This is a genomic window from Pantoea sp. At-9b, from assembly GCF_000175935.2.
GTDB lineage: Bacteria > Pseudomonadota > Gammaproteobacteria > Enterobacterales > Enterobacteriaceae > Pantoea.
Map to the genome: position 1 here is coordinate 3,010,389 of NC_014837.1, position 16,814 is coordinate 3,027,202.

The 16,814-nt window shown below is 55.3% G+C and carries 15 protein-coding genes; 5 read left to right on the plus strand and 10 right to left on the minus strand.

What is annotated here, in order from left to right; all coding sequences use genetic code 11:
• Window positions 1–96: 96 nt before the first annotated feature.
• Together PAT9B_RS13800 and PAT9B_RS13805 are read right to left on the minus strand one after the other, a co-directional pair.
• Complete coding sequence (locus tag PAT9B_RS13800; RefSeq protein ID WP_013509895.1) at window positions 97–1,182, minus strand: ABC transporter ATP-binding protein; 1,086 nt, start codon at window positions 1,180–1,182, stop codon at window positions 97–99.
• A gap of 277 nt (window positions 1,183–1,459) precedes the next feature.
• On the minus strand, window positions 1,460–2,959 hold the full coding sequence (locus tag PAT9B_RS13805; RefSeq protein ID WP_013509896.1) for a PLP-dependent aminotransferase family protein: 1,500 nt from the start codon (window positions 2,957–2,959) through the stop codon (window positions 1,460–1,462).
• A gap of 122 nt (window positions 2,960–3,081) precedes the next feature.
• Between PAT9B_RS13805 and PAT9B_RS13810 the strand changes: the two genes are divergently transcribed.
• The 4 genes from PAT9B_RS13810 to PAT9B_RS13825 all read left to right on the plus strand — a co-directional run bounded on the left by PAT9B_RS13810 (window position 3,082) and on the right by PAT9B_RS13825 (window position 7,713).
• Window positions 3,082–4,341 (plus strand): 4-aminobutyrate--2-oxoglutarate transaminase, encoded by a 1,260-nt coding sequence (locus PAT9B_RS13810; protein ID WP_013509897.1) that lies wholly within the window; start codon window positions 3,082–3,084, stop codon window positions 4,339–4,341.
• Between the two features lie 116 nt (window positions 4,342–4,457).
• Window positions 4,458–5,483 (plus strand): ABC transporter substrate-binding protein, encoded by a 1,026-nt coding sequence (locus tag PAT9B_RS13815; RefSeq protein ID WP_013509898.1) that lies wholly within the window; start codon window positions 4,458–4,460, stop codon window positions 5,481–5,483.
• 121 nt (window positions 5,484–5,604) lie between these two features.
• Window positions 5,605–6,873 carry an ABC transporter permease gene (locus tag PAT9B_RS13820; protein ID WP_013509899.1) on the plus strand — a complete coding sequence of 423 codons (1,269 nt, stop codon included), beginning with the start codon at window positions 5,605–5,607 and terminating at the stop codon, window positions 6,871–6,873.
• 12 nt (window positions 6,874–6,885) lie between these two features.
• Window positions 6,886–7,713: an ABC transporter permease gene (locus PAT9B_RS13825; RefSeq protein WP_013509900.1), complete on the plus strand. Its 828-nt coding sequence runs from the start codon at window positions 6,886–6,888 to the stop codon at window positions 7,711–7,713.
• Window positions 7,714–7,743: 30 nt separating this feature from the next.
• On the opposite strand, the gene yfcD is transcribed toward PAT9B_RS13825, so the two are convergent.
• Complete coding sequence (gene yfcD, locus PAT9B_RS13830) at window positions 7,744–8,262, minus strand: NUDIX hydrolase YfcD (RefSeq protein WP_013509901.1); 519 nt, start codon at window positions 8,260–8,262, stop codon at window positions 7,744–7,746.
• A gap of 110 nt (window positions 8,263–8,372) precedes the next feature.
• Window positions 8,373–9,014 carry a glutathione transferase gene (gene yfcF, locus PAT9B_RS13835; protein ID WP_013509902.1) on the minus strand — a complete coding sequence of 214 codons (642 nt, stop codon included), beginning with the start codon at window positions 9,012–9,014 and terminating at the stop codon, window positions 8,373–8,375.
• Between the two features lie 203 nt (window positions 9,015–9,217).
• Here yfcF and PAT9B_RS13840 point away from each other — a divergent pair, with 203 nt between their 5' ends.
• Window positions 9,218–10,111 carry a TIGR01777 family oxidoreductase gene (locus PAT9B_RS13840; RefSeq protein WP_013509903.1) on the plus strand — a complete coding sequence of 298 codons (894 nt, stop codon included), beginning with the start codon at window positions 9,218–9,220 and terminating at the stop codon, window positions 10,109–10,111.
• A 97-nt stretch (window positions 10,112–10,208) separates the two neighbouring features.
• On the opposite strand, the gene hisP is transcribed toward PAT9B_RS13840, so the two are convergent.
• The 6 genes from hisP to PAT9B_RS13870 all read right to left on the minus strand — a co-directional run bounded on the left by hisP (window position 10,209) and on the right by PAT9B_RS13870 (window position 16,748).
• Window positions 10,209–10,982, minus strand: a complete 774-nt coding sequence (gene hisP / locus PAT9B_RS13845; protein WP_013509904.1) for a histidine ABC transporter ATP-binding protein HisP — start codon at window positions 10,980–10,982, stop codon at window positions 10,209–10,211.
• A gap of 8 nt (window positions 10,983–10,990) precedes the next feature.
• Entirely contained in the window at window positions 10,991–11,707 is a 717-nt protein-coding gene (locus tag PAT9B_RS13850) for an ABC transporter permease (protein ID WP_013509905.1), read from the minus strand.
• Entirely contained in the window at window positions 11,704–12,390 is a 687-nt protein-coding gene (locus tag PAT9B_RS13855) for a histidine ABC transporter permease HisQ (protein ID WP_013509906.1), read from the minus strand. Before PAT9B_RS13855 ends, PAT9B_RS13850 begins: the two co-directional genes overlap by 4 nt.
• A gap of 73 nt (window positions 12,391–12,463) precedes the next feature.
• Window positions 12,464–13,246: a lysine/arginine/ornithine ABC transporter substrate-binding protein ArgT gene (argT, locus tag PAT9B_RS13860; RefSeq protein WP_013509907.1), complete on the minus strand. Its 783-nt coding sequence runs from the start codon at window positions 13,244–13,246 to the stop codon at window positions 12,464–12,466.
• 275 nt (window positions 13,247–13,521) lie between these two features.
• Window positions 13,522–14,091, minus strand: coding sequence for a UbiX family flavin prenyltransferase (locus PAT9B_RS13865; RefSeq protein WP_041525974.1), 570 nt, complete (start codon window positions 14,089–14,091; stop codon window positions 13,522–13,524).
• A 119-nt stretch (window positions 14,092–14,210) separates the two neighbouring features.
• Window positions 14,211–16,748: an inverse autotransporter beta-barrel domain-containing protein gene (locus PAT9B_RS13870; protein WP_013509909.1), complete on the minus strand. Its 2,538-nt coding sequence runs from the start codon at window positions 16,746–16,748 to the stop codon at window positions 14,211–14,213.
• Between the last annotated feature and the right edge of the window lie 66 nt (window positions 16,749–16,814).

The following is a 16,814-nucleotide window of genomic DNA, read 5'->3' on the forward strand; positions in this document are numbered from 1 at the left end:
AAGGCGTCCTCGGACGCCTTTTTTTGCGCGATAAATCGCGCCGCTACAGATGCATGCCGTTCCGCGTAGCGGCGCGATTTATCGCGCATTACTGCATTACTGCAACATCACATCCAATGCCCGCAGATGCTGGGGCTGCCACGACAGTGTCACCTGTGCGCCCGGCTGCCAGCTTTTATCCATCTTCGACGGCGACAGTTTCACCATAAAGTTACCCTGCCCCGCTACGCTGGTCAGCATGCGAACATGGTCACCAAGGTAAATAAACTGCTGGATCTGCGCCTGCACGATCTGATCGCCCTGTTCTGGTGCATTGACATTCACACGCTCCGGACGAATGCTGAGTTGGATCTTTTTACCCGGCGAGCTGGGACGCACTTTCAACGCATCCAGTTGCGTACCATCATCCAGTTTTACCTGATAAAAATCCCCGTTCTGTGCCACCTGGGTAGCCAGCAAGCTATTGTTTTCACCGATAAACTGCGCGACGAAGGCATTTTCCGGCTGCTCGTAAAGTTTATCCGGGCTGTCCATCTGCTGAATCATGCCATCGTTAAACACCGCCACCCGATCGGACATGGTCATCGCTTCGCTCTGATCGTGCGTCACATAGACGATCGTCAGGCCAAGCATGTCGTGTAACTGTTTGATCTCCATCTGCATATGTTCACGTAGCTGCTTGTCCAGCGCCCCAAGCGGTTCATCCATCAGCACCAGCTTCGGCTCGAACACCAGGGCACGCGCCAGGGCCACGCGTTGCTGTTGTCCACCGGACATTTGCGCCGGGTAACGATCCGCCAGCGAAGTCAGTTTGATCATATCCAGAATACGATCCACGCGCGATTTGATATCGGCTTTGTTCATCCGGCGGATCGACAGCGGAAACGCGAGGTTTTCCGCCACCGTCATATGCGGGAACAATGCATAGTTCTGGAACACCATGCCGATATCGCGCTGGTGCGGCGGCAGCGTATGCAACGGTTTATCACGCAATAAAATCTCGCCATCGGTCGGCGTTTCAAAGCCCGCCAGCATCATCAGACTGGTGGTTTTACCCGAGCCGGATGGGCCAAGCAGCGTGAGAAACTCCCCTTCCTCCACGTCAAGATTGAGGTTACGTACCACCAGCTTATCGCCGTCGTAACTCTTTTTTATGTTCCTGAAACTAACGAAATTTCTCATGACGTTCTCTCGTAATGCGTGAAGGAAATGTAATCCAGGCACGGTTCCTGCATGAACAAGCTAAAAATGCACATGCTGGCGGCTCTTTTTTTAGCACTACCACATCGCATTTCAGGAACACAAGAGAAATTTGACAATTTAACTACAAAATTAGCCTGAATCAAAAATCGCAGGCTATTGATTTCTATTGCCTTTTAAAGGCATAAGTTACATAAATGTTAAAAATAACCGAAGTGCACTGATTACGTGCCCTGCACCGTGCCAGGGCACTACAGGGTCACTGAGCGACAGGTGTGGTTTTGAGGTGATGCTGTAAGCGTTGCAAAATCGGTGCGAAGGCGGTGGCCATCTGCGTTTCATCAACGCAGGCGTAGCCCAGCAGCAACCCACGACGCAGGGTGCCACGCTGGTAGTACGACGAGAGCGGGCGCGTCAGCACACCGTTTTGCTCCAACTCGGCGCTGAACGCCACATCGTCGATGCTCTCCGGTAAACCCAGAATCAGGTGCAATCCGGCGTTGCTGTGGTGCACCACCCAGGACGCACCCAGCGTTTCGCTAATCAACGCCACCAGTGCCGCGCGCCGACGGCTGTAAATCTGCCGCATGCGGCGCACGTGCGCCGCGTAGTGGCCTTCCCGAATAAACTCCGCCAGCGTCAGTTGCACCAGACCATAGCCACCGCGATACAGCTCCGAATGGGCCATTTTCATGCGCGCCGCCAGCGGTTTAGGCACCACCATGTAACTCAGGCGAATACCGGGATAGAGCGTCTTGCTGAACGTACCGAGGTAAATCACCGGCGCATCAGGCGATAACCCCTGGAGCGCCGGAATCGGACTGCCGGCAAAACGGAACTCACCGTCATAATCATCCTCCACCACCCAGCTGCCGCTACTTTTGGCGCGATTTAATAACTCATGGCGGCGTTGCAGGCTCATCACCGCCCCCAGCGGGTACTGGTGCGAAGGCGTCACGCAGATCAGGCGTGGTGCAGGCCGGTCATGCTGCTCCGGTGGCAGCACCAGTCCCTGCTCGTCCACTTCGGTTGGGATCAAGTCGATACCGTTGACCGCCAGCACATTGCGGATGCCCCAGTAACCCGGCTCCTCCACCAGTGCGCTATCCCCCGGATCGCACAGCATTTTCGCCAGCAAATCGAGCGACTGATGGGTGCCAGCCGTGACCAGCACCTGCTCCGCGGTGCAGTTGACCGAACGGATCACGCGCAGATACTCGGCCAGCGCTTGTTGCAGCTCAACGCAGCCGCCGTGATTGGCATAGCTCAGGGATTCCACCGGCAGGCGGCGGCTGATGCGCAGCTGGATTTTGCGCCAGATGTCGTGCGGCATGTAGCTGACGTCCGGCACGCCGGGCATAAACGCTCCCCACTGGAACGCCCCCGCCCCACTTTGTGACAGTAATCGCGATCCACGCCGGGACAGGCGGATAGTATTCATCCCCTGTGACCTGGCAACCGCTGGTGCCGGGGCCACTTCCGGGCTTTCCTCCGGCAGTACCAGGCTGACGAAGGTACCACTTCCGGTACGCGTCTCGAGATAACCTTCCGACTGCAATTTTTCGTAGGCCGCCAGCACCGTATTGCGCGATACCGACAACTCCCGCGCCAGGTCACGGCTGGCAGGCAGGCGCACGCCGGTGGCAATGGCCCCTTCCTGGATCGCCCCCTGCAACGCATCGTACAGGCGCTTCGCCAACGGGCCGCCGGAGAGCTGATTTAAACGCTGAAACAGCAGGTCACCCAGTAAGCTGCGCAAAATTGGTTCCTCAAAATAAAAAAAACTGGCTCTGGATTATAAAACCCTGAAAACGCTAAAAAGCAAGCAGGGCAGTTTTCCGGCATGCAATCAGCCGGCGAATCACATGATGAGGTTGAGCTATGAGTAACAGCGAATTACAGGCACGTCGTTTAAACGCCACCCCGCGTGGTGTGGGTGTGATGTGCGATTTCTATGCCGTGAAAGCGGAAAATGCCACGCTCTGGGATCATCAGGGCCGCGAATACACCGATTTCAGCGCAGGCATCGCGGTGCTGAACACCGGTCACCGCCATCCCAAAGTGATGGCGGCAGTGAAGCAGCAACTGGATTGCTTCACCCACACGGCGTTCCAGGTCATCCCTTACGAAAATTACATCAGCCTGGCCGAACGTTTGAACGAACGCGTTCCGGTAGCCGGTCCGGCTAAAACCACCTTCTTCTCCACCGGCGCGGAAGCGGTCGAAAACGCGGTGAAGATTGCCCGCGCCGCCACCGGACGCCCTGGCATCATCGCCTTCACTGGCGCGTTTCATGGCCGTACCCATATGACCATGACGCTGACCGGCAAAGTGGTGCCGTATAAAACCGGCTTTGGTCCGTTCGCCAGTTCGGTATTCCACGCCCGCTATCCGAATGCCCTGCACGGCCACAGTGTCGCCGCAGCGCTGGAAAGCATCGAAGCGATTTTCAAATGCGACATCAGCCCGCAGCAGGTGGCGGCCATTATTTTTGAACCGATTCAGGGTGAAGGCGGTTTCAACGTCGCGCCGCCAGAATTTGTCAGCGCACTGCGCAAGCTGTGCGATCAGCATGGCATTCTGCTGATTGCCGACGAGATTCAGAGCGGGTTTGCCCGTACCGGCAAGCTGTTTGCCTGCGAGTATTACGACGTCAAACCTGACCTGATCACCATGGCCAAAAGCCTCGCGGGCGGTATGCCGCTGTCAGCAGTGGCGGGCCGGGCCGAAGTGATGGATGCGCCGCAACCGGGCGGCCTCGGCGGCACCTACGCCGGTAGCCCACCTGCGATTGCCGCTGCACATGCGGTGCTCGACGTCATCGATGAAGAACAACTGTGCCAGCGTGCCAATCAGCTGGGTGCAAAACTCACCGAAACCTTGCAGGGTGCCGGTTGTCGCGCACTGGTTGAAGTACGCGGCCGTGGTTCGATGATCGCCGCAGAATTTAACGATGCCGCGGGCAAACCCTCTGCCGATATCGCCCGTTCCATCCAGCAACAGGCGCTGGCACAGGGTCTGATTCTGCTGACCTGTGGCGTACATGGCAACGTGATCCGCTTTCTCTATCCGCTCACCATTCCGGACGCGCAGTTCAACAGCGCATTGCAACTGCTGACCGGCATTCTGGCACAACACTAAGTCTCCCCCGGCGCGTCGCTCCGTTCCAGCGACGCGCCGGTTACCTGGCATAAAAGCTGCATTGCAAACACCACGCAGGTTCGCCTGCACATCAATAATAATTCAGGAGTTGTGGGATGGTTAAAAAGTTAGCTGTACTCATTTTCGCTACCATAGCACTGCAAGCACAGGCAGAAACCCTGACTGTGATCTCTTTTGGTGGCACCAATAAAGACGCCCAGGACAAAGCATTCTATAAACCGTTCACCGCCGCAGGCCATGGCACCATTGACGCGGGTGAGTACAACGGTGAAATGGCACGTATCCGCGCAATGGTCGAAACCAAACAGGTAGGCTGGGATGTGGTTGAGCTGGAAACCCCGGAACTGCTGCGTGGCTGCGAAGAAGGACTGTTCGAGACCCTTGACTGGAGCAAGCTGGGAAACAAAAGCGATTTTATTCCTGGCAGTGTGAGCGAATGCGGTGCCGGGATTTTTGTCTGGTCAACCGTACTGACCTATGACGCCGACAAACTGAAAACCGCGCCAACCAGCTGGGCTGACTTCTGGGATGTGAAGAAATTCCCCGGCAAACGCGCGCTGCGTAAGAGTGCCAAATATACCCTCGAAATCGCGCTTATGGCCGATGGCGTGAAGCGTGAAGATGTCTACAAAGTGCTGGCGACCCCGGCCGGTGTCGATCGCGCCTTCAAAAAACTGGATGAACTGAAACCAAACATTCAGTGGTGGGAATCGGGTGCACAGCCGCTGCAATGGCTGGTGTCGGGCGACGTGGTGATGGCTTCGGCCTACAACGGCCGTGTCGGCACCGCGCAGGCTGAAGGCCACAACTTCAAAATCGTCTGGGACGGCGGCCTGTATGACCTGGATAACTGGGCCATCGTCAAAGGTTCGCAACATAAGGCGCTGGCGGAACAGTTTATCGCCTTTGCCAACCAGCCGGAAAACCAGAAAGTTTACGCCGAAAACATCCCTTACGGTCCGACCAATATCAAAGCCGGATCGCTGCTGGAGCCTGCGCGTCTGAAGCAGCTGCCAACCGCGCCGGATAACCTGGCGAAATCGGTGCAGGTGGATGCCAATTTCTGGCTGGAACACGGCGAAGATCTGGAACAGCGCTTTAACAGCTGGGCCGCGAAGTAAACCCTCCGGTAGCGGCGCGATTTATCGCGCGGGGTGTTGCGGTCTGTCCCCTCACCCCGCCCCTCTCCCGCAAGACGGGAGAGGGTGATGTGCAATATGTTGAATAGTAAGGAGTCCGGCCATGAGCCAAAATCCCGTTTTGGACCCTCCAGCACAGTCGGCGCTCAGCGCCAACGAACCGACACTGCGCCAGCGCCTGCAACGCAGTGAGTTTGCCAAAACCCGGCGTTCGCTGCTGCTGATTGCGCCGTTGCTGGTGTTCGTGGTGGTCTGCTTCCTCTTCCCGATTGGCTCGATCCTCAGCCAAAGCATCAATAACCCAGAGCTGCCTGAAGCGCTGCCGCAAACCAGCAAAGCCTTGCAGGCATGGTCGGGGGAAACGCTGCCGGATGAACATCTTTACGCCCTGCTGGCGAAAGAGTTAATCGCCGCTCGCGATCAGGGACAAATCGCCAGTGTGGCGAAGCGTCTCAGCTACGAAGATGCCAGCTATCGTCGTCTGATCCTCGCGGTCCCCCGCCAGGCACCGGCCAATGGTGTTGACGTGAAAAACACCCTGATTGCCAAACAGCCACAGTGGGGAGAGATCACCACCTGGCGCACCCTGCAACGCGCCGCCAGGCCCCTGACCAGCCTTTACCTGCTGTCAGCCTTTGACCGTAAAGTCGATGCCCAAACCGGCGCAATCGTCAGCCAACCCGCTGACCAGGCGCTGTACGTCAATGTGCTGCTGCGTACCTTATGGATGGCAACCGTCGTGACCCTGCTGTGTGTGGGCATCGGGTATCCGCTGGCCTACTGGCTGGCGAAGCAGCCGTCAGGTCGCGCTAACCTGCTGATGATTCTGGTGCTGCTGCCGTTCTGGACGTCGTTAATTGTGCGCACCGCCAGCTGGATTGTGTTGCTGCAATCGGGCGGGTTGATCAACCGCGCGCTCATGGGGATTGGTCTGATCGATCATCCACTGACGCTGGTATTTAACCGCCTCGGCGTCTATATCTCGATGACCCATATCCTGCTGCCGTTTATCGTGCTGCCGCTGTACGCGGTAATGAAAGGTATTTCGCCGAGTTACATGCGCGCCGCGATCTCGCTGGGTGCGCACCCGTTCCTCGCCTTCTGGCGTGTCTATGTGCCGCAAACCTTCGCGGGCATCACCGCCGGTGCGTTGCTGGTGTTTATGATGGCGATTGGCTATTACGTTACCCCGGCGCTGCTTGGCGGCCCTGACGACCAGATGGTCAGCTACTTCGTTGCCTTCTTTACCAACAGCACCATGAACTGGGGCATGGCCGCGGCACTGGGCAGCCAGTTGTTGATCATCGTGATGCTGCTGTACATCGTCTATGTTCGTGTTACCCGTACCCCCGCCGAAGCGGCGGCGCGTTAAGGAGTGGTGAAGATGAAACAACAAGGTTCTACCCTGCTGCGCCTGTGGGGCGCGTTCTTCAACTTCTATGGCGCAGCGGTACTGCTGTTTTTAATTCTGCCGATTCTGGTGATCGTGCCGCTGTCGTTTAATGCCAGCTCGTTCCTCAGCTATCCGCTGAGCGGCTTTTCCCTGCGCTGGTATCAAACCTTCTTCCATTCCCAGGAGTGGCTGGGGGCGCTGGGCAACAGTTTACTGATTGCGCCACTGGCGACGCTGCTGGCCACCATCCTCGGCGTGCTGGCGTCGATGGGACTGGTGCGTGGCGAGTTTCGCGGTAAAGGCATCGTGATGGCGATCATCATTTCGCCAATGGTGGCACCGGTGGTGATCATCGCGGTGGGGATGTTTTTCTTCTTTGCCCGGCTGTCGTTGCTGAATAGCTATTTCGGCCTGGTACTGGCCCATACCTTGCTCGGCGTACCCTTTGTGGTGATTACCGTGGTGGCCGTGCTGAAAAGCTATGACACCAACCTGTCGCGTGCCGCCGCCAGCCTCGGTGCCTCTCCGCTGCTGACGTTTCGCAAAATCACCCTGCCGCTGATTGCGCCGGGGGTATTTTCTGGCGCGCTATTTGCCTTTGCCGCCTCATTCGATGAAGTGGTGGTGACGCTGTTCCTCGCCAGTCCGAGCCAGCGCACGTTGCCCATCCAGATGTTTGCCGGGATTCGTGAAAACCTCGACCCGACCATTGCCGCAGCGGCCTCGCTGATGATTGGGGCATCGCTGATATTGTTGATTGTGATGGAGATCCTACGGCGTCGCGGTGAGCGCATGCGTCAGTCGCATCCGGCCCATTAAGACCAAAGGCGCCAAACTGGCGCCTTTGTTTTAGTTATCGCTGTTACGACTTAACCATAGCGACAGGGCTTTCAGTGAATCATCGGTGAACTCATCACACCGCGCGGTGATCTCTTCCGGCGTCATCCAGAACACCTCATCCACTTCCTCCTCTTGCATCGCAAAAGGACCGTGTGAAACGCAACTGAACAAACCGCCCCAGACGCGGCAATGTTCATCTTCGAAGTAGAATTTACCGTGTTCGGCAAACGGCACGGCGGCGATACCCAGTTCTTCTTCCGCTTCGCGCCGCGCCGATTCCAGCATATCTTCACCGGTCTGCACCACGCCACCGGCGGTCGCATCAAGCTTGCCTGGCATGAAGTCTTTGATTTCGGTCCGACGTTGCACCAGAATTTTTCCCATGCCGTCGTGCACCACGATATAGGTGGCGCGATGACGCAAGCACTGCGCACGCATCTGTGCGCGGCTGGCCTGCGCAATCACTTCATTCTCTTCGTTAACGATATCTACCCATTCGATACCGTCAGCTGCAGGTTGATCCACCATCCGTAACCCTTTTCTGTTTAGGCGTGCCGGGCACGCGCCTGTTACTGTTCTTTATTAGAGTGAGCGGTAAGGTAAAGGGTTCTTTTCCCTATCGCAAGACCTCTTCGTGCTTAGCGTTGTTTGCCTGATTCGGCCAGCCACAGCTGCACAGAAGCACGCTGCCATTGGAACTCGGCATAGTGCTGTAACTTCACCGGTAACGTATCGCCATGCAACGCCAGACGATTAATCATCACCGCCAGATCGGTATCGGCAATCGACCATTCGCCAAACAGATTCTGCTGCCCATCCGGTAACAGACGCTGTACCGCGCTGATCAGCTTTTCCGCTGCCTGCTGGGCCGCCGGGGTCAGCGGCGCAAAACGTTCGCCCGCAAACAACACTTCGGTAGGCCGTTCCTGACGCAGCGCCATAAAATCACTGCGTACCCACGCCTGGATCTCACGGGCATGGGCGCGCTTTTCACGATCGCGTGGATACAGGCGTTCATATTCCGGTGCCGGAAAACGCTCCTCAAGATATTCGGCAATCGCCGAGGACTCGTTGAGGATCAGATCGTCAATCTGCAAGGTCGGCACCCGGCAGGTCAGTGACAACGCACGATATTCATCATCCCATTGCGCATTACGCGACAGGTCAACACGTTTCAGGGTGAAAGGGATGCCCTTTTCGGTCAGTGCTACGTAGACCGACATTGCATAAGGGCTGAAGAAAGAAGCATCGGACCACAACGTCATGTTCGGGTAATTCATCGGCTGCCTCGGATATGCATCAGGAGTGCTTCATGTTTACCGATTTTTAGTGCGTTAGGCAATGCCAGACAGGCCGGTTGTTGATGGGGTAAGACCAGTGGAGGCTGAGGTTTTTTCATCGTAAGCGTCGGCGCGGTCACGCCAGCTATACGCTTCTCTTCTATGCTGAAACTGAGCACAGAACAAGCACAAGGAGGCTCAACATGCATCTGCTTATTACCGGCGGCACCGGTTTAATTGGTCGCCATCTGATCCCGCGGCTATTGCAACTGGGTCAGCAGGTGAGCGTGGTGACGCGCGATGTCGCCGCCGCACGCGAAAAACTGGACCCGCGCGTGGCTTGCTGGTCTGGTCTGGCGCAGCAGCAAGATTTAAATGGGGTGGATGGCGTGATTAACCTTGCCGGTGAACCGATCGCCGACAAACGCTGGACCGCCGAACAAAAACAGCGGCTGTGTGAAAGCCGCTGGCAGATCACCGAACGCATCGTATCGCTGATCAATGCCAGCAGCCAACCGCCAAAATTTTTGATCTCTGGTTCAGCCACTGGATTCTACGGGGATACCGGCGATCTGGTGTTGACGGAGGACGATCCGGGTCACGAAGAGTTTACCCATATGCTGTGCGCACGCTGGGAGCAATTAGCGCTGGCGGCACAGAGCGAACGCACGCGGGTGTGCCTGCTGCGGACCGGCGTGGTACTGGCGAAGGAAGGCGGGGCATTACCGAAGATGAAACTGCCGTTCAAACTCGGCGTTGGTGGCCCGATTGGCAGCGGTAAACAGTACCTGCCGTGGATTCATATTGATGATTTGGTCAATGCTATCTGGTGGCTGATTGATAATCCGCTGGAGGGACCATTTAACCTGGTCTCCCCCTATGCAGTGCGTAACGAGCAGTTTGCTGCCACTCTGGGGCATGTGATGCACCGCCCCGCCTTTATGCGCACCCCGGCCAGCGCCATTAAGCTGATGATGGGTGAGTCCGCGGTTTTGGTACTGGGTGGTCAGCATGTGTTGCCGAAACGGCTGGAGGAGTCAGGATTTGGCTTCCGCTGGTATGACTTGCAGGAGGCATTACAGGATACCGCCGCATAAACGGAGAACCTGATCGTAGCGGCGCGATTTATCGCGCAATTCCGGGCGCGCTGCCGGTAAAATCTGCGCGATAAATCGCGCCGCTACGCGGGATCGGTTATTTCAATGAACCTTTCAGGAACTGTTGCAGGCGCGGGCTTTTGGGGTTGTTGAACAGCTCATTCGGCGCACCCTGCTCCTCAATTTTCCCCTGATGCAGGAAAATCACATGGCTGGAAACGTGACGGGCAAACTCCATCTCGTGCGTCACCACCACCATGGTTTTCCCCTCTTCGGCCAGCTTCTGCATGATGCGCAGCACTTCACCCACCAGCTCCGGGTCGAGGGCGGAGGTCGGTTCGTCGAACAACAACACTTCCGGCTCCATCGCCAGCGCACGGGCAATAGAGACACGCTGCTGCTGACCACCGGAGAGATGCACCGGATATTTGGCACGGGCGCGTTCATCAATCCCGACTTTGTCGAGATACTTGATGGCACGTTCACGCGCTTCTGCTTTGCTCAGTCCCAATACCTGAATCGGTGCTTCCATGACGTTTTCCAACACCGTCATATGGCTCCACAGGTTGAAGTGCTGGAACACCATCGTCAGGCGGGTACGCAAGGAACGCAGTTGTTCTTTGTTGGATACCTTTAACTGACCGTCAGTGTCGCGCACCAGGTTGATCTGCTCATTATTGACCGCGATGGTGCCTTCACTCGGTTTTTCGAGGAAGTTAATGCAGCGCAGAAAGGTACTTTTCCCGGAACCTGAGGAGCCAATGATACTGATAACGTCACCGGCATCTGCCTGTAATGACACGCCTTTCAGGACTTCATGTTCACCGTAACGCTTGTGCAGTTCGGTAACGCTTAATTTATTTTCAGCCATAGTGATACTCAATGCGACGAAGAGGGTTTCACGTGCGCCAGCCAGCGGCGCTCCGCCATACGGAACACGCTAATCAGCACGTAAGAGATAATCAGGTACAACACCGCAGCAATGCCGAACGCGACAAACGGCTGATAGGTCGCCGAGTTGATATCGCGCGCAATTTTCAGCAGGTCTGGCACCGTGGCGGTAAACGCCAGCGCGGTGGAGTGCAGCATCAGGATCACTTCATTGCTATAGGCAGGCAGCGCAGTGCGCAGCGCCGACGGCAGAATGATGCAACGATACAATTTAAAGGTGGAGAAACCATAAGCGCGGGCCGCTTCAATTTCCCCGTGCGGCACCGCACGAATCGCGCCCGCAAAGATTTCGGTGGTGTAAGCACAGGTATTGAGGGTAAACGCCAGCAAAGTACAGTTGAGGCCGCTGCGGAAAAAGGCGTTGAGCAATTCAGACCCTTTCACCACTTCCAGCGTATACATACCCGAGTAGAACACCAACAGTTGCACATACAGCGGCGTGCCACGGAAGACGTAAGTAAATAACCACACCGGGGTGGAAACAAAACGGTTGGGCGACACGCGAGCAATCGCCAGCAACACCGCCAGACAGCCGCCAATCGCCACTGAAATAATCAACAGCCACAGGGTGATGGCGACACCGGTAAAACGGTAACCATCGGTCCAGAGCAGGGATTTCCAATACTCGTGAATAATATCGATCATAGCTCTGCCCTTTTCACACCTACCGAGTAGCGGCGTTCAAGCCACCACAACACGCCGTTCGACAGCGTGGTAAACACCAGATAAATCACCCCGGCGACAATCGCGAAGTAAAACGGCTGCCAGGTACTTTTCCCGGCCAACTGGGTGGCTTTTACCACATCTTCCAGGCCGAGCAACGACACCAACGCCGTCGCTTTCAGGATTACCTGCCAGTTGTTACCGATGCCCGGCAGGGCAAAACGCATCATCGCCGGGAACAGAATGCGGCGGAAGGTTTGCGAACCGGTAAAACCGAAAGCGGTGGCTGCCTCAATCTGCCCTTTCGGCACCGCAAGGAACGCGCCACGGAAGGTTTCAGTAAAGTAAGCACCGTAGATAAAGCCCAGCGTGATAATACCGGCCACCATCGGGTCGATATCAAATTGCGCCACGCCCAGCGCATCCGTCAGGGCATTCAGGGCGATCTGCAGACCGTAGAAAATCAGCAGCATCAGCACCAGGTCCGGCACGCCACGGATCAACGTGGTGTAGCCTTCGAACAGCATCGCCAGTGGGCGACTGCGGGAAAGTTTGGCGCCAGCGCCAATTAAACCGAGCACAACGGCCAGCACCACTGAACTGAGCGCCAGTTCCAGCGTGACCAGGGTGCCTTTCAAAATGACGTCAGAATAGCCATACAGCATGGAATAGATCCTGTCGTGGGGAAGTTAACGAAGCACTGCCCGCCTTACGCGGGCAGCCTTTTAGACAGGACGATTAGTCACCGTACACATTAAAATCAAAATATTTCTTCGCAATCTTGTCGTAAGTACCGTCTTTGCGCATCGCATCGAAGGCTTTGTCGATAGCCGCTTTCAGGTCCGCATCATCTTTACGCAGGCCCATACCGGTACCGACGCCAAAGATTTTATCATCTTTCACTGCCGGGCCAGCAAAGGCGTAGTTTTTACCTACCGGCTGCTTCAGGAAGCCTTCACTTGCCTGCACTTCATCCTGGAACGCGGCATCGATACGGCCCGCATTCAGGTCCTGATAGACCAGGTCCTGGTTAGCGTATGGCGTAACCGTCACACCCTTCGGACGCCAGTATTCGTTAGCGTAGGTTTCCTGCGTGGTGCCCTGTAACAAACCAATGTTTTTGCCCTTCAGTGACTCAATGGTCGGCTGAATGGTCGAGCCTTTCGGCGCAACCAGACGGGCGTTGGCAGCGTAGAGTTTCTCAGAGAAAGCAATCTCTTCCTGACGCTTCTCAGTAATGGAGAGGGAAGAGATGATGGCATCGATCTTCTTCGCTTTCAGCGAGGGGATCAGTGCATCGAAATCGCTTTCCACATAGGTACATTTAGTTTTGATGCGCTTACAGATTTCGTTAGCCAAATCAATATCAAAACCCACTAACTGTCCTTGCGCGTTTTTGGATTCAAACGGCGGGTAAGTCGGGTCAGTCCCGATGCGTAGCGTATGCGGTACCGCCGCGAACACGCTCGCGGCGCTGGACATGGCCAGCATCAGAGAAAGAGCCAGAACTCGCTTTTTCATAGGTAACCCTCAAGTGAAGTGCTTTTTGTTATGTGCTGCGTGATGTGTTTGCGCTGATTAATGTGCATGTTTCATGCCAGTTATGCAAATTGGCGAAACCCTGTACAGGCGCACTAAATACTGCGTCCACCAGGGGCGCAAGCACTTAGTTTGTGAGGGAAATATAACAGCGAAGTGAGCAGGAAAAAGCGACATTGTTAACTTTTGGTGCATGAAATGCACGAAGAGTGATCGCGCGCGATATTTTGCACCACTTTTGTGCGTGACTGCACCATTTAAGCGCCTTGCCAGCGGGTAAACAGATCCTGCGGTAACTCAATATCGAACTGATCCAGCACGCGATTGACCGTTTGATCTACCAGTTCCCCGATAGTTTGCGGACGATGATAAAACGCCGGAACCGGAGGCATGATTACCGCACCCAGTTCTGCGGCGGTGGTCATCATCCGCAAATGCCCGACATGCAACGGTGTTTCGCGCACACACAGCACCAGTTTGCGCTGTTCTTTCAATACCACATCGGCAGCACGCGTCAGCAGACTGTCGCTGTAGCTGTGCACAATGCCGGACAGGGTTTTCATCGAACATGGCAAAATTGCCATGCCAAGGGTCTTGAACGAACCCGAGGAGATGCTGGCCGCAATATCGCGTACATCATGCACCACATTAGCCAGCGCCTGCACATCGCGCAGATTGAAATCGGTTTCCAGCGCCAGTGTCTGACGCGCGGCCTGGCTCATCACTAAATGGGTTTCCACTTCCGCCAGCGGTTGCAGCACTTGTAGCAGGCGCACGCCGTAAACAGCGCCGCTGGCACCGGAAATACCAATGATGAGTCGTTTCATAATGATCTTGCTATGCAGGTAAAAGCTAATCATAACCCGCAGCAGGAAAAGAAAACAAAAAAAGGTAATCGCCGGAGCGATTACCTTGCAGGATAAGGCATTGTTACTGCCTAAAATGATTAGCAGCGGACAAACATAATTTTAGGTTTCGGACCGTCAACGCGTTTGCCATTCAGCATGACCTTAAGCACATAGGTCGTGGTTTTACTGTGTGGTACCGCAATGGCCGCTGTTCCACTGATGCCACCTTTTACATCCGTCTTGCTATTGTTGAGCAACTGGATATTGACCCGTTTCCCGTCTTTATCGTCTTCCGTCAGGACGGAAACCTTCTCACCAATAATCGGGTTGTCATAACGGTCGCGCAGGATGATGGTAAAGGTCGCAGGTTTACTCATCTGTATCGTTCCGGGTTTAATTTTCCCCTCTGTCGACTGACTCTGCCAAATGCGTGCCGAATTCACATCAGCAATCACGATATAAGGCTTCATCACTACCGGTTTTTTCTCACCCGCGACACGAACGGTCACACTGTAGTTACCCGCTTTTTTCTCAACCAGTGAAGCCGACACGTTACCTTGCTCATCGGTTTTGCCACCATTGTCAGCAGCGATAGTTTTACCATTGAGATCGGTAAATTCGAGGATCGCATCCTTCACCGGCTTACCATTGATGTCGGTGGCTTTCACCGTGAAGGTGGCCTTGCTACCCGCGACAAACTTGTTTTCCGTGCTGACAAAAGCCAGGTTCGTCACCTTAACCACTTCCGCTTCTTTAGCTTTTAGCTTCAGCGTGAGCGGCTGTCCTACCTGCTGGTTGCCATGATACAGCACCAGGGTTACCACACCGGTTTCATGTCCGGCGGTCAGATCCACCACATAGTTACCCTGCACTTTACCTAACTCACGGACTTGTCCAATGGTCACGCGGGAGCTGGCGCGCTGCATCGTATCATGGAGGGTCGCTTCAAGACGCAGATTGCCGGCTTCGTTGCTCAACGGGTTGCCGTCTTTGTCTTTCAGCTCAATCACCGCATGAGTCTGGTCGCTACCATTGGCCGTGAGTTCATCCTGTCCCAGAGAGAGCGTCGCAACGGCGTAATTCGGCTGTGCGGGTTCTTCTGGCTGGGTCGGATCTTCAGGCTGAACCGGCTCTTCCGGCACATCTGGCACCACTTGTTGCGCTTTTTCTACCGTGATCTGCACCTGCGCACGCGGAGAGGCTTTCCCTTTGTTGTCATATGCGATAGCACTTAGGGTGTAACGGTTATCGGCACCGTCTTTATAGGCTGGCAACACCAGCACCGAGTTAGCACCGCTGCCGACAATTTTACCGCCCGCATTAACCAGCGTCGCATCATCCCAGACAATTTTGCCCAGACCATGCTTCGCCCAAACACTGACACCAAGTGAATGTGTCGTGCTTTCCACGCCCTGGATGGCATTTGCCAGCGAGAAGGTGATCACCGTCTGCTCACGGTAATCCATGACGATTTCGTTGTTGCGTGACACCAGATCGTAACGCGATCCGGCCAGGCTACGCTGCGTTTCTACGGCATCAGGCGACAGATGCCAGTCGAGTGAACGACCAAAATTCCAGTTCAGGTTCAGCCCGACCGTGGTGTCCTCGCCGCGCTGCATACTCATACGATGACCGGCATCAATCGATACCAGCGGGATGGGCGTCCAGTTTACGCCCAACGTGGCAGCGGAAGGGTTATGTTGCAGGCGGCCACGGCTGATTAAGGCAACGTTATCACCATAATATTGTTCATATTTTACCTTGCCTCCCAGCTGTGGGTAGACCGGCAGCCAGCTTGACAGCTCAATGTCCCAGCCATTGGCCGGACGTTCATCGTGATCGGCAATAAATTTCGAATCATGCCAGCCCGTGAGTTTAAAATAGCCATTTGCGGCCAGACGCAATGCATCCGTTCCCAGCTCAGCCCCTAGCCCGATGCGACGGTTGCTGCCGCTGAAATCATTATCAAAGAAGACGTTATTACCCAGCATCCAGCCCTCGCCAAAATAACGCGCACCGAGGCCAATATTACCGGTAGTACGGTCATCAGCATGGCGTACCCCCAACTGGCTGAAGATCATGAAATCTTCACGGCTGTTCCACAGCGGAAGCAACACATCACCGGCATAGTTGTATTTCGCAAAATTTTGCGTTGAGCTGATAGCGACACGGGAAGAGCCGCCGAAACCGTTCAGCCAGGTTTCTGCCTGCTCGCTGGCCAAGGTATTCAGTTGGTCCTGACCGAACTGACGCACATTAGTGGTTTTGTCGTCCACTTTGCCATCAACCTTGCCGGGTTTCGCGACCTGGACCGTGGCAGGTGCCAGCGGTAACGTGGTAGCAGCCGGTTTTGCCGCAGGGATCCAAATGGTCTGGCCTGCCGTCGCGGCAAGGAAAGCCGCTTTATTGCTATAGGCGAAAGAGTTGATTTCCCATAAATGGTCGATCATCAGGTTATTATCGCGGGCAATATCCGCAACGCTTTGACCTGATTTTATGATCGTCGACTCAACCGCCATATCCTGATATGGCGTACTCCGCGCATGTGCGAGGCCGGTGACACCCACCGTTGACGCTGCCAGCTGCATAAAAATCGCGGTATAAATAGCGGAAAGTTTAAACTTCTTAAATCTCATTTTATAAATAACCCAGCAAAGTGAAGACGCTTGTAATCATTAAGCAAGGGGCAAAATAATGTCCTC

Excerpts from the sequence above, each read along its gene's own strand:
- PAT9B_RS13800 (WP_013509895.1), bottom strand. The coding sequence starts at position 1,182 with ATGAGAAATTTCGTTAGTTTCAGGAACATAAAAAAGAGTTACGACGGC.
- PAT9B_RS13810 (WP_013509897.1), top strand. The coding sequence starts at position 3,082 with ATGAGTAACAGCGAATTACAGGCACGTCGTTTAAACGCCACCCCGCGT.
- PAT9B_RS13815 (WP_013509898.1), top strand. The coding sequence starts at position 4,458 with ATGGTTAAAAAGTTAGCTGTACTCATTTTCGCTACCATAGCACTGCAA.
- PAT9B_RS13820 (WP_013509899.1), top strand. The coding sequence starts at position 5,605 with ATGAGCCAAAATCCCGTTTTGGACCCTCCAGCACAGTCGGCGCTCAGC.
- PAT9B_RS13825 (WP_013509900.1), top strand. The coding sequence starts at position 6,886 with ATGAAACAACAAGGTTCTACCCTGCTGCGCCTGTGGGGCGCGTTCTTC.
- yfcD (WP_013509901.1), bottom strand. The coding sequence starts at position 8,262 with ATGGTGGATCAACCTGCAGCTGACGGTATCGAATGGGTAGATATCGTT.
- yfcF (WP_013509902.1), bottom strand. The coding sequence starts at position 9,014 with ATGAATTACCCGAACATGACGTTGTGGTCCGATGCTTCTTTCTTCAGC.
- PAT9B_RS13840 (WP_013509903.1), top strand. The coding sequence starts at position 9,218 with ATGCATCTGCTTATTACCGGCGGCACCGGTTTAATTGGTCGCCATCTG.
- hisP (WP_013509904.1), bottom strand. The coding sequence starts at position 10,982 with ATGGCTGAAAATAAATTAAGCGTTACCGAACTGCACAAGCGTTACGGT.
- PAT9B_RS13850 (WP_013509905.1), bottom strand. The coding sequence starts at position 11,707 with ATGATCGATATTATTCACGAGTATTGGAAATCCCTGCTCTGGACCGAT.
- PAT9B_RS13855 (WP_013509906.1), bottom strand. The coding sequence starts at position 12,390 with ATGCTGTATGGCTATTCTGACGTCATTTTGAAAGGCACCCTGGTCACG.
- argT (WP_013509907.1), bottom strand. The coding sequence starts at position 13,246 with ATGAAAAAGCGAGTTCTGGCTCTTTCTCTGATGCTGGCCATGTCCAGC.
- PAT9B_RS13865 (WP_041525974.1), bottom strand. The coding sequence starts at position 14,091 with ATGAAACGACTCATCATTGGTATTTCCGGTGCCAGCGGCGCTGTTTAC.
- PAT9B_RS13870 (WP_013509909.1), bottom strand. The coding sequence starts at position 16,748 with ATGAGATTTAAGAAGTTTAAACTTTCCGCTATTTATACCGCGATTTTT.